We start from the raw sequence: 12,291 nt of genomic DNA, 5'->3' as shown, positions 1-12,291 counted from the left end.
GCTTACGTTCGCAGACCGCAGCTTCAGCCGGAGAGCACCACCCCGCCGATGAATGCCGACCACAGGCCGCCCATCGTGATGACCAGCCCGAGGAGCCGGACTAGTGCCGTCCGGCCCGGCGGGGAGTCGAGATTCACGGTCCCTGGATCGCCGGGCTTGTAGAAGACCTGGATCGAGTCTCCGGGATGCAGATCCTCGAGACGCCTCCTCGCCTCCGCCCCGGAGGAGTGGATGTCCTCGTGAGGGCCTTCGGTCTCGTACCGCACCCCGTCGACGTAGTAGGAAACCCTGCTGTAGATGCGGTATCCGTCCTCCGGATCCCTCGGCACAACGCGTATGGTGCTGCCTGCGAGGGTCCCGCGCGTGACCGACCTCATCCGCGACTCGCTCGCGCCCTTCCAGGTGAGGCCGACCCCGATCGCGAACATGAGAGGAGTGAGCGCCAGCCCGACGATGCCGGAGGAGCCGGGGATGGAGCCCAGCTCCGAGGCGAACTTTGCGAAACCCATCGAGACGAGTATCCGGTGCCCGGCGGCGAGGCCCAGGATCAGGGATGCCGCTGCCAGGAGGACGGTCGCGCCGACCATCAGCATCAGCATCCGCCTGTTGGTCATCAGCCCCTCCCCGGGGTCAGACTACTCTCGAAACCGCGTCTGCAATCTGATGCGGTCCATGATGTTGAAGCCATGGTCATTTTACAGGTTATCGGCTGAAGAAAACTGCACTTCGCAGAGGCCCTGCAAATCGGTGTTCACGAACAGGCCCGATAAAGAAGGCACTGGCTCAAAGTCACCCAACGCCCGTCCCGACGGCATTTCATGAGTAGCCTGACCCCGTTCTTGAGTAGCCTGACCCTGTTCTCCGTTCTCCCGTTCTACCGTCCGCCGTTGCGGAAAGGCGGACTCATCCGCTCACCGCCGGCTTCCGACGACCGTGAACATCTCGATCTCGCGATCCTGCAACTTCTGGCGGTGCCTTGTGATCCTGACGTCCGGGAAACCCGCGATCCCGAGGAACTCGGCGATCAGGCCCGGAGAGAGCCGCCACCAGGTATCGATCGGTTCACACCGCCCCGCATCGGGCAGGAAGTACAACGGCCGGATCCCCAGGAAACCACCGATCCGGTCGAACACACGGCACTTCAGCCCCGGGCGCATGTCCGTCACGATTATCGTCTCGCCGACATGGCCGGACAGACGCTGGAGGGCCAGAAAGGGATCCCTGAGATGGAGCAGGATCGAGCCCATCGTGGCTATGTCGAACTGCCCGGCGTCTTCGGGCATGTCGTAGACGGAACCGTAGTGGACCCTAGCCTTGGATCCGAATGCCGCGTGCGCGAACCAGAATCCGTTGTTGAGGCGTTCGATGTGGCTCTGTCGGTCTGCGATGCGCCGGCCGAGATCCAGACCATGGTAGGGAACCATGTCCCACTCCTGGTCGCCCGACAGGTCGAGTGCGGATACCGCCGCGCCCATCCTCTCCATCCAGAAGCAGATGTGACCGCTGGCGGTCCCGAGTTCCAGAACGCGCTTCCCCGATACGTCCACACCTCCCAGGTACTCCTCCTCCCTGCCGCGAAGGTCCCATTCGCCGTGCACGAGCCCGTGGCCGGGAACATCCATGGTGTGGTAGAAATGACAGTCCGTGATGGCCGGGACCGGCCGTTCGAGAACCCAGTCGCACTCCGGCAATCGTCCTCCTCGGTCTACCGCACGGCTGTCCGCGATGGACACCGCAGACAGGCTACCTTCGTGCCTTCCATGCTTCCAGCATGTCGGCAACGGGGATGCCGTCGATGGTCACGCCGGTGAGGTCGCATTCCTCGATCCTGGAGCCTGACAGGTCGACACGCCTGAAGAGGCTGTCGCAGAGCATCGCGTTCTCGAAGACGACGGCCCTCTGCCTGGCCTGGTGTCCCTCCGAGTCGGGAGGGGTTCCGATGCACCCGAAGGAGGCTCCGCCGATCTGCACGGCCGTCACCCGGATATCGCTCATGTTGGCGTTGTGGAACCTCGCGCCGCTCAGGTTCACATTGTCGAAATCGGCACCGGCAAGATTCACGTCGTGGAACTCTGCACCCTCCATGTTCGCGTCGGTGAATCTCGATCCTACAATGTCGGCATGCTCTACGCTGCTCATCCCGCACTTGATGTTCCGATCCATCGCATCCTCCCCCGCCACAGGCATGCGGCTGCCCATGATCTCCAGCGGCCTCTGCGGTGTCAAGCCATGAGGGCCGGAATCCGACTCCCCCGTGAAGCACGAAGGACGTTAGATTCAGAGCAGGATCAAGCGGATGATTCAAGCGATCGGGGACGGATTGGACGAGAAGACCGGGGCAAGAGAGAGGATCATCTTCGCAGCCATCGGGATCCTGGAGAAGGATGGCGCAAGGGGGATCACGACCCGGCGAATCGCTGCCGAGGCCGGCGTGAACACTGCCGCTGTCAACTACTACTTCGGGTCCAAGGACGAACTGGTGCGGCAGGTTCTCTCGCTGACGCTGTCGCACGGTTTCGCAGACTGGATCGAGGTGCTCGAGGACAGGAGCCTGGATGCCCCATCGAGGCTCTATGCAGCCCTTTCCATTATGCTCGAGGGGATCGAGCGCAACCCTGGCGTGGTCCGCGCCCACATGTTCGAGAGCGGCGTCATGGAGGAAAGCCGGGTGGAACTCGGCGGGCACCTCTCGTCGTTCCTCGATGAGGCAACCGTGCTGCTGTCGCCCTCGGGCGCTCCCGAGGCAGATCTGAGGCTGCGTCTGGGCGCTGCAGTGCTGGCCGTGATGTCGGCGGGGCTCATGCCCGAGCAGGTGGAGGCCGTCTCGCCTTCAGGCAGGCAGGGGATCATCCTGGCCCTGGTCGAATTCATCACGGGATGCAGACCGGCTGTTTCGGAGGAACTGGAAGCGCGGCTGGCGGAGCTCAGGGATACCGCTTTCTCGAGCTTCCAGCCCTGACCGGGTTCGGCTACCGTGGATCTCCCGGGATGCCGGCGTGGTTCGGACACACCCTTCGGCACTCCCAGCACTTCTTCAGGACGAATCCCCTCTCGCTCCTGGAGTTGGAGACAGGCCTGCATCTCTGCTGATCGACAGTAGTGCCGTCGAGGGCTGAAGTGGGGCATGCCGCGATGCAGCGCCGGCAGCCCTCCCTGCAGGACTCGTAGGTCGCGATCGGATCCTGCGCGACATCCACGCCGAGCAGGAGCGCTCCGAGCTGGATCATGCTGCCCAGCCTGTCGTTGACGAGGAGAGTGTTACGGCCCAGGAAGCCCAGCCCCGCGAGGTGGCCGGCGTGGCGGAGCGACAGGATGCCGCGGGCATATGACCTTTCAGGCTCCCAGTACTCGGAAGGGTCGTCCGACGGGACGGGCACGTTCGGCACTCCGGCCAGCTCGAGCCTGCGCGACAGGCCGAGGGTGAGGCGATCCACCTCCTCCGTGACCAGGCGGTTGACATAGGTGTAGGGTATGCAGCTCGAGGCGGACATCGAACCGGCGGGCTGTCTCCTGGCGAACACCAGCACCGACCGGCATTCGGGCGAAATGTCGCGGGGGTGGAAGCCGGACGGCGCCCCCGAGAACCTTTCTGCGGAGGCGATCCCGCAGAGATCGGCCCCTAGCTCGATGGCGACGGCCTTCATCTCATCGGCGGTCATGCCCGTCTCAACTCCCATCCTGCTCCGGATCCCGCCCTACCGTGAAGCTGGTCCAGTCGACGCCGGTCAGCTCCATCATGTCGGCGGACCGCTTCATGCCGATCTTCTCATAGAAGCCGACGGCTTCCTCGTTGGCATAGGCGAACACGACGATATCCCTCGAGCCGCCCGCGGCCTCCCTGGCCAGGCGCATCAGCTCGCCGCCGATGCCCTTCCCGGTGCAGCCCCTGTCGATCCCTAGATCGGTCACCAATAGCCAGTAGGCGAAATCGGTCAGGCCGAAGCAGACCCCGACGACGGTTCCGGCCCCGTTGCGGGCGACCAGGCTGATCGTGGCGTTTCGGACCAGCCTGCCGATCCTCTCCCGGAAACGTTCCATCGGGTACTGGCTGCCGAGGTCGGTCCTGGCGAGGAACTCGACGTACTCCTCCGCGGAGAGGCGCTCCTGACGGATCGAGATCCCTCCCGGCGGTTTGTCGAGATGACTCTGCGGTTGATCGGTCACACAGCATCATCCCTGGACGCCCGGCTGGCATCGTCGACAATCTTCGCAAACTCTTCGGCGGCACTCTCGGCGCCACTGCATCTGAAGCAGAAGCGGCCGCCTTCGAGGTCGATGACGATCGCTCCCGATGCACGATCCCTGGCTGCCTGCACGGTCTTCACCGAGGACAGGTGGATCGTGATGTCGGCGAGACCTTCGTGCAGGCGCCGGTCCAGCCAGGATGGCGAGAAGACCAGGTCACCCCCGGAGACGCTGAGCCTTCCCCCGATCCATGCGCCTCCGACGGCCCTGTTCATCCTCTCCACCGCATCTCCGGACACGATCCTGCCCAGCCGGGAGGCCTTCACCCCGGCGATCAGCGCGCTGCCGCTCTTCGATATCGGCATCATTCCTCCGGGGTGTGCTGCCGGAGCATTGTTCGGTATTCTGACATCCACCGGCATTTCAATGATCAAGGATGGACGGGTCGTTTCCGACAGATAGGCGACACCGCGACCTACAGGGGAAACCGATGTTTCCATGAGCGTCGGCAACCCGTCCCAGGCTTCGAATATGCACGTCCGCTGTCGCAGCCGGAATCTCATCGAGAGCCAGATCCCTGTCAGAGCTCAGCTGCATCCTATAGCCACCGGTGGCCGACCGATCCACCGGCGACGACGTGAAATGAAACTCTGCTGTCTACGCTGCGATGGATCAGAGACCGGCGATCAGTTCGCCTGCCGGGGCGACCTTCGCGAAAAGACCGTCCAGTGCGGAAAGAAAGGCTGCCTGGACGCTGTCGGCGGACACCGTGACTCCGCCGAAGGACATCGGCCGGGCGGCGCAGGCGTCGCTGGCGAGCGAACTGCGGAAACCCAGGTCTTGGGCTGCACGGACTGTCGAGTCGATGCACATCTGGGTCATCATCCCGGCGATGACGAGCCTCGACAGGCCACTGCCCCTCAGGTGATCCAGCAGAGGCGTCTGATGGAAGGCGCTTGGAAAGTGCTTCTGGAACACCGGTTCGCCCGGAGCCGGTGCGACCGAGACATGTATCTCCGCTCCATGCGTGCCCGGCAGGAGGAACCTCGCCCCGCGGCGAGCGGCGATATGCTGTATATGGATCACGGGCAGAGACTTCTCCCTGAAGGTTGCGACCATCCCCGAGGCCTTCTCGGCGACTGTCTCCGCATCCGGCACCTCCATCGCGCCTCCCGGGAAGTAGTCGTTCTGGATGTCGATCAGCAGGAGTGCAACCACAGGCCACCTCCGGGGTCAGACTACTCCCGAAACCGCCTCTGTAATATCAAGCGTTACCGAAGGTTGCAGCCAAAGTCATTTTACAGGTTATCCCTTGAATAATACTGCTGTTCGCAGACACTCTCCAAACCATCATCTCCGACAGTTCACAATAACGAGAACCAGGCAGAATAGCTCGAAGAAGGAGTTGCCTGCGGCTTTTCACGAGTAGCCTGACCCCGGTCATCCCGGTCATGACCCCGGTCACGGTCGCGTGGTCACCCGGGCACCGGTCAGAGACGGTCAGCGAGAGCGGACCGATTCCGATCACGGCCGGGCATATTGGATAAGCATCCCAGCGCAAGCGTTATAAGGTTGTTATTCAATGAGATACCATTGCATCTGAAGGATCTGAAACCAGGAATCGGCCGGTCAGAACTCGTACTCGAGGCCGAGGACCGGCATGATCCCCCACTGGAGGATCTCGTCGGGATGATGCTCGATCTCGTTCCAGTAGACCGTGGCGATGTTGCGCCTCGCATATGCGTTCCACAGCGATGCGTAGGCCACGAGGTTCGAACCCTCGAACGCGAAGCGGCGGTCCGCCCGGATGTTCAGGGAATGGAAGGAAGGAAGCCTCTCCCCGTTGATCCTCGTTTCGTCGAGGATCGTGCGGTTGTAGAGGGCCGAAGCCTCCAGGTCAAGCGGCGTGTAAGGCCTTCCGCCAGCGTAGACCCACCTCGCGCTGAACTCCCAGTTGCTGTTCGGCTTGTAGCCGCCCTCGGCGGTGAAGGTGAAGCGGTTGTCGTAGATCCTGTCGCGCCAGGGCTCGCCCGGATTCCTGTACCTCGCCGTCGACCACGATCCGGCCAGGATGCCGTACACGCCGCTCACGAGTTTCTTCTCGACGAGCAGTTCGAGCCCGAGGGACCGGGCCACGCCGCCAGTGGCGAGCGTGTCGAACGAGTAGAGGTTCTGCTCGCTGCCGAGGCCGTCGAGGATAGCGAAACCAGGCTGGGTGGGATCGAAGGGCAGGTCGGAGTACTCCTTGTCGTAGAGTTCGACCGTAAATCTCGTTTCGTCCTGTATGAGGTGCGAGAAGCCGAGCACATAGTGTACCGCCGAAGGGCCCTCGAGGTCCTCGAAGATGCCGCCCCTCGCCACGAGATCCGATGGCAGATCCTGCCTGTAGATCCCGCCCGCAGCCGTTACGGCCGTCCGATCGGTGAGTTCGCATCTGAGGGATCCCCTGGGCGACAGGCCGCAGCCATCCCCCGAGCGGTCCAGCCTCGAGCCGGCAGTGGCGGTCAGCCCGGACAGCAGAGGAACGGAGGCATCCGCGAACAGCCCGTAGTCCGTCTCCTCCCTGTCGGTCTCCAGGTCGAGACCTGGAAGCGGTTCGCCGGTATAACTCGTGTCAGGGGCAAACCAGTTGTCGAAAGTGTCCGACGAGTATCCGCCCTCCGCGCCGAAGCCGATGCTCACCCCTCCCCCGGCGAGCCAGGTACTCGCACTTCTCAGCCAGAGCGAACTCTCGACGGAGTTCTGTATTGCCAGCGGACTGCCGGTGCTGGTCCGGCCGTAGTCACCGCCGTAGCTGATGCCCTGGGCCGAGAGGGACGTGGTCGTGTAGCCGTTCCCTCCGCCCCAGAGCGTGCGCAGTGATGCACCCGCAGTAGCGTTCCATGAGTCCGTGACGCCGTAATCAGGATTCCCGTCGTCCCATGCCTGGTCGCGTGTGTAGTCGGAGTGGTCGACGGCTCCGGCGCCCACGAACGACAGCGTGTTCCCCGGGGACAGATCGTACACCAGTTTCGAGGCGAAGTCGGAGTAGCTCGCTACCGTCGGGATGTCCGCTATGTCCACGAGCAGGTCTATCCAGCTGTGCCGCGCACAGGCGAGCCAGGATCCGCGCCCGCCGTCCAGGGGGCCCTCGGCCACGCCTCCGATGCCGGACATGCCGAAGTCGAGCTGGCCCTCGAACCCATCCCGTGCGCCCTCGCGAAGCTCCAGTTCCATCACCGAGGACAGCCTGCCGCCGAAGCAGGACGGGAAACCCCCGGCCATGAACGTGACGTTCTCGAGGAGATCGACATTCACCATGCCAAGGCCTCCCCCGGTGGTGCCCTGGCGCGGGAAGTGGTTGATGTTGGCCATCTCGAGTCCGTCGATGTAGAAGCCGGTTTCCGATGGATTGCCGCCGCGCACCGCCAGGCCGTTGTACTGGTCGTCGAACTTCGCCACGGAGGGCAGGCTGGTGATCACGCGGACGACGTCGCCCGCGGAACCCGGCGCACGCCTCACCTGCTCGCCCGACAGGGACGACCCGCCGGACGAGGAGGATGATGCCTCCGGAAAGTAGTCCGGTCTCACCGTTATCGTCGTGCTGCCCGTTGCCGAAACCCCGAGGTCGAAGTCCACGTCGGTGGTCCTGCCGGGGCGGACGATCGCGTCCGTCACCGCGAGAACGGCATAGCCGACGCAGGATGCATTCACGGTGTACGAGCCTGCCTGCACGTCTTCGATCCGATAGAAGCCCGAGGCGTCCGTCATGGTCCCTGTGCCTGTGCCTGCCAGCATGACCGTGGCTCCGACGATCGGATAGAGAGTGGCGGCGTCGCGCACCGTGCCGGCGATCCCGCCGGGGAGTTCTCCGGCGGCGGTCGACATGGCGCTGGCAGACAGGATGAGCAGGAGAGCCTTCATGATGCCTCCGGGGCGTTGTGTTGATCAATCAGATGATTGAATCATACGTTTCACGCCAGACCGGGGCAAGCCCTTGCCCGGCCATTTCAGCCTGGGCAACAGTATCGAAGGATGGATTTCGTCAGCGGACCCCCGGGACGGTCTCCAGGATGTAGACCCTGGGATAGTCGGAGGGGTTGTGATCCCAGCCGATTATGCCCTGTGGGCTGACCACGAAGGTCCAGTAACGAGCGATCGGAGGGAGAGTGGTCCGAACCGACTGGATGAAGGTGCCATCCGCCATGTCGTAGAGGTCGAAGACCTGCGATGCGGTCTCGCCGTTCCCCGATTGCATCCAGAGACGCTGTTCGGAATCGAAGCCGGACATGAAGGCGGCATACCGCAGCAGGTCGGGCTCCCAGCCGGCTGACAGCTCCTCGCTGGTGGATTCGCTGCCCGGACCGGGAATCACGAGATATGGTCTGGCTGCCTCCAGTTCCTCCTCCGTCACCGGCGTCTCCTGCCAGGGCCTGTCGACCGCGAAAAGCGTGTCTCCCGGCGCACTCAGACCGAGAAGCCTGTACTCCTCGTGGGAGATGAGCGTGCAATAGAGCGCACCCGATTCGGAAGACACAAAGCTGAAAGTGTCGTACTCGGTGTCGGGATGCATCGCATAGTCGCCGAGATAGACGCTGTCCGGTTCGGACGAACATGACCAGGCGCAGATGTCCGCACCCCTGTAAAGGGCATCGCCCTCGAAGTAGTAGTTCATCCTGTTGCCGATCACCGAGCCTTCCGGCCCCGAGCCGAGAGCAGAAGGCGCCATGGGCAGCAGCCCGGTGATCTCGCGCTCCAGAACGAGGCAGGAGTCGAAGAAGACGATCTTCCCCGCCTGGACATCCAAAACGGCGAAACCTCCATTCGACAGCGGTGCAATGGTGTAGGGCGCGGCGAACTCGCCCGGCCCTCCACCGGACCGCCCCACCGATCCCACGAAAGCACCCTCGCCCGAAAAGACGGAGACTCTCCGCTCGATGACATCGACGAGAGCTATCCGGCCGTCCGAGAGGAAGCAGCCGTCCAGGATCGCTCCGAAGACGTAGTTGGAATCACCCAGCTCGATACCGATCGAGTCGACCACCACGAGATCGGAGATGGCCGGCACCCCGCCGGGGGCGTCGACGGGCTCCGGTGCATCTCCATCACCGCATCCCGGCTGGATCACCAATGCAGAGACCGCAAAAAGGCGGAACAGAACAGAGAGTATCGAAGGATACGAGGAGGCTCTCCCATCAACCATGAATTACCTCCAATAAAGCGACCGGGGCCTGGCTACTTTTGCGTCAACAGATGGATTCAGCCGGGGGGCAGCGGCTTCCGCGCCAGGCCCTCCGACACCGCACGTGACACGACGGCACCCGCCACGGCCTTCACGAGACCGGGGTCGTCGAGGGCGGGGACGATCCTCTCCGCCGACAGCCCCCTCTCCCTGGCGAGGGCGGCGATGGCGGTGGAGGCTGCGATGGCCATCCCGTCGCTTATCGCGCTGGCCCGGCAGTCGAGTGCGCCCCTGAGGATTCCGGGGAAGGCGAGGGCATTGTTGACCTGGTTGGGGAAGTCGCCCCTGCCCGTGGCCACCACTGCCGCCCCGGCCGCGAGCGCCTCGGCGGGATAGATCTCGGGCACGGGATTGGCGCATGCGATGACCACCGGGTCGCGGGCCATGCAACTGATCCATTCCGCAGGTACAACTCCGGGACCGGGCCTGGAAGCAGCCACCAGGACGTCGCAGCCGGCCAGGGCCTCGCGGGGCGAGTCGAAGCGTCGTCCGGACATCCCGCAAAGCTTCCTGTGCCAGCCCCAGCCGGGCCCTTCGAAGTCCGTCCTGCCCGGCGACAGCTGCCCGTGCTCGTCGAATACCGCGACCAGGGCGGGGTCGGCACCGGCGGCGAACAGCAGCCTCGCCGTCGTGGAGTTGGCGGCCCCCGCTCCGAGGAGGACGAACCTGGTGTCCGGGAGCCTCCTGCCAGTGATGGCGAGGGCGTTCTCGATCGCCGCGAGGACCACGCATGCGGTGCCCTGGGCATCGTCGTGCCAAACCGGGATGCCGCATGAATCGCGCAGTTTCTCCAGCACCTCGTAGCAGTTGGGCTGGGAGATGTCCTCTAGGTTCACCGCACCGACGGAGGGGACCATGGCGCGGACGAATGCTGCGAGTTTCCCCGGATCGCCCGTTCCGTCGGGCCTGCGGGTGTCCGCGCAGACCGGCCATGCGTCGATGCCTGCCAGAAGGGACATCAGCAGGGCCTTGCCCTCCATGACGCCCATGCCTCCGGCGGGCCCGCAGTCGCCGTCGCCGAGCACCCTCGTGGAATCGGTCACTATCGCCACCCTGTTGCCGCGCCCGGTAAGGTCGAACGAGGCTTCGGGATCGTCCCGGATGGCGAGGGATACGGCCGACACCCCCGGCGTGTACCAGACGCCCAGCCACGAGGGCGAGGGCACGGGGACGGAGGGCACGGTCTTCACCTTCCCCGCGGATTCCCTGTGGGCTGCGATGGCTGTTTCCTTGAACAGTCTCGTGCGCTCGCGGGCCAGGGCCGCCGGATCGCTCCGCAGCCGGGCCTCGAGCTCGGCGAGTCGGCGATCGAGTTCGGTCCAGTCCATCACACGCCGCCTGACGCCGGGAACATCGAGACACCCTCCGAGGAGATGCCCACGAACGCGGGGAAGTCCGTCACTTCGAGCAGATGCACGGCCTCCGGGCCGAGGTCCTCCCAGCAGAGCACCGTACAGCCCGTGATCCTTCGTGCGTAGAAGGCCCCGGCCCCGCCCACCGCGGCGAGATAGGGCATGGAGCGCTCCGCGCAGAGCTTCGCCGCCATGGCCGACCTGGGACCCTTGCCGATCGTGGCGATCACGCCCAGGTCCGCGAGCATGGCGAGATGGCGGTCCATGCGGGCGGACGTGGTGGGTCCGGCCGACGATACGGCGAGCCCGCCCCGCCCGGGGGCGGGGGACATGTAGAAGAGGACCGAACCCGATAGGGGGAATGGCGGCTGCCCGCCGGCGGAAACGAGCCCGGCCAGCCTCTCCTGGGCGGCGTCCCTGGCGGCCAGGAGCGGGCCCGACAGGAGAAGCAGCTCTCCGGCGCGGGCTTCGCGGAGATCGCCCGAATCCTTCCGGAGATCGACCCTGCGCCCGGTCAAAGCATCGCCTCCGCCGTGCGGAGGGCGTGGCAGCCCATGCAGACGCACACCGGCAGGGATGCCATGTGGCAGGGTGCCGATGTCACGCGCACCGAGAGTGCCGTGCACGGCCCGCCGAAGCCCTGCGGGCCGATCCCCAGTGAATTGATCCGGTTCAGGAGCCGTTCCTCGAGAGCCGCGCAGGCCGGATCCGGTGATCCGGCGCCGAACGGCCTCAGCAGGCCCTTCTTCGCGAGCAGAGCGCAGGTCTCCAGATTGCCGCCGACTCCCACCGAAACGATGAGGGGCGGGCACGCGAAGGCTCCCTGCGAGGCAACCGTATCCACGACGAAGCGCGCCACTCCATCCGCACCCGAAAGTGGAGGGAGCATGGCGACGCGGCTGGCGTTCTCCGTGCCTGCACCCCGCAGCACGAGCCCGAGGCGCAGGGACGAGCCCTCCACGATCCCGAGGTGGACTACCGGAGGGGTCGAATCGCCGGTGTTGAGTCTGCATCCGAAGGGATCGGAGACCATCGAGGGCCTCAGAAAGCCCGCACGACAGGCGGACGAGACGCCCGACGCTATCGCGGTCTCCAGCGTACCACCCTTGATCGTGACTTCGGAACCGAGCTCGGCCAGGAAGACCGGCACGCCAGTGTCCTGGCAGAGCGGAAGCCCGGAGGAGGAGGCGATGTCGATGTTCTCGAGGCAGATCGCGAGCACCTCGCGGGAGGGACCGGGCGGGCACTGCGCCAGAGCATCTGCAAGAGCCGGCGCCAGCCCGGGAGCCGGAGAGGTCGAACCCTCCCTGCACATCCCCTCCACTGCCATGGCGATGGTCTCCGCGTCCAGTTCCCTCAATCCGTCCTCCCCGTCGGGCATTTATGATCCTGCAGGCCTCCGCCGGTCCAGGGCACTCCATCCCTCCGCTCGAGACCCTGTATCGTCACGGCCTCACGACCCCGATCCAGGGGGGCTTGTCACCGCGGCTCGATAGTTGAATATTTGTTCAAGTGTTTCAGTATTGCCCCGGC

General features: G+C 64.8%; 13 protein-coding genes. 1 reads left to right on the top strand and 12 read right to left on the bottom strand.

Annotation, left to right across the window (positions count from 1 at the left end; genetic code table 11):
• Positions 1 to 23: 23 nt before the first annotated feature.
• From QUS11_00705 to QUS11_00695, 3 genes are all read right to left on the bottom strand, one after another.
• Positions 24 to 614 carry a hypothetical protein gene (locus tag QUS11_00705; protein ID MDM7991814.1) on the bottom strand — a complete coding sequence of 197 codons (591 nt, stop codon included), beginning with the start codon at positions 612 to 614 and terminating at the stop codon, positions 24 to 26.
• A gap of 297 nt (positions 615 to 911) precedes the next feature.
• The gene (locus QUS11_00700; GenBank protein ID MDM7991813.1) at positions 912 to 1,691 is read right to left on the bottom strand and encodes a class I SAM-dependent methyltransferase; all 780 of its coding nucleotides are present in this window, start codon (positions 1,689 to 1,691) and stop codon (positions 912 to 914) included.
• Positions 1,692 to 1,743: 52 nt separating this feature from the next.
• The gene (locus tag QUS11_00695; protein ID MDM7991812.1) at positions 1,744 to 2,163 is read right to left on the bottom strand and encodes a pentapeptide repeat-containing protein; all 420 of its coding nucleotides are present in this window, start codon (positions 2,161 to 2,163) and stop codon (positions 1,744 to 1,746) included.
• A gap of 157 nt (positions 2,164 to 2,320) precedes the next feature.
• Between QUS11_00695 and QUS11_00690 the strand changes: the two genes are divergently transcribed.
• A complete protein-coding gene (locus tag QUS11_00690; protein ID MDM7991811.1) occupies positions 2,321 to 2,959 on the top strand; it encodes a TetR/AcrR family transcriptional regulator in 639 nt (212 codons plus the stop codon).
• Between the two features lie 10 nt (positions 2,960 to 2,969).
• Here QUS11_00690 and QUS11_00685 read toward each other — a convergent pair whose 3' ends face one another.
• From QUS11_00685 to QUS11_00645, 9 genes are all read right to left on the bottom strand, one after another.
• Positions 2,970 to 3,677, bottom strand: coding sequence for a hypothetical protein (locus QUS11_00685; protein ID MDM7991810.1), 708 nt, complete (start codon positions 3,675 to 3,677; stop codon positions 2,970 to 2,972).
• Positions 3,667 to 4,164 (bottom strand): GNAT family N-acetyltransferase, encoded by a 498-nt coding sequence (locus QUS11_00680; GenBank protein ID MDM7991809.1) that lies wholly within the window; start codon positions 4,162 to 4,164, stop codon positions 3,667 to 3,669. The genes QUS11_00685 and QUS11_00680 overlap by 11 nt, the downstream gene beginning before the upstream one ends.
• Complete coding sequence (locus QUS11_00675) at positions 4,161 to 4,550, bottom strand: hypothetical protein (protein MDM7991808.1); 390 nt, start codon at positions 4,548 to 4,550, stop codon at positions 4,161 to 4,163. The genes QUS11_00680 and QUS11_00675 overlap by 4 nt, the downstream gene beginning before the upstream one ends.
• Before the next feature lie 307 nt (positions 4,551 to 4,857).
• Positions 4,858 to 5,403, bottom strand: a complete 546-nt coding sequence (locus QUS11_00670; GenBank protein ID MDM7991807.1) for a cysteine hydrolase family protein — start codon at positions 5,401 to 5,403, stop codon at positions 4,858 to 4,860.
• Positions 5,404 to 5,814: 411 nt separating this feature from the next.
• Positions 5,815 to 8,088, bottom strand: a complete 2,274-nt coding sequence (locus QUS11_00665) for a TonB-dependent receptor (GenBank protein MDM7991806.1) — start codon at positions 8,086 to 8,088, stop codon at positions 5,815 to 5,817.
• Between the two features lie 121 nt (positions 8,089 to 8,209).
• Positions 8,210 to 9,367: a 6-bladed beta-propeller gene (locus QUS11_00660; GenBank protein MDM7991805.1), complete on the bottom strand. Its 1,158-nt coding sequence runs from the start codon at positions 9,365 to 9,367 to the stop codon at positions 8,210 to 8,212.
• 56 nt (positions 9,368 to 9,423) lie between these two features.
• On the bottom strand, positions 9,424 to 10,734 hold the full coding sequence (locus tag QUS11_00655; protein ID MDM7991804.1) for a malic enzyme-like NAD(P)-binding protein: 1,311 nt from the start codon (positions 10,732 to 10,734) through the stop codon (positions 9,424 to 9,426).
• Entirely contained in the window at positions 10,734 to 11,276 is a 543-nt protein-coding gene (locus QUS11_00650; GenBank protein MDM7991803.1) for a fumarate hydratase C-terminal domain-containing protein, read from the bottom strand. Before QUS11_00650 ends, QUS11_00655 begins: the two co-directional genes overlap by 1 nt.
• On the bottom strand, positions 11,273 to 12,118 hold the full coding sequence (locus QUS11_00645) for a fumarate hydratase (GenBank protein MDM7991802.1): 846 nt from the start codon (positions 12,116 to 12,118) through the stop codon (positions 11,273 to 11,275). The genes QUS11_00650 and QUS11_00645 overlap by 4 nt, the downstream gene beginning before the upstream one ends.
• Positions 12,119 to 12,291: the final 173 nt, after the last annotated feature.

Origin of the sequence: Candidatus Fermentibacter sp., assembly GCA_030373045.1 — a bacterium.
GTDB lineage: Bacteria > Fermentibacterota > Fermentibacteria > Fermentibacterales > Fermentibacteraceae > Fermentibacter.
Note: the sequence above shows the minus strand (reverse complement) of the source record. Positions and strands in the feature narration are given on the sequence as shown.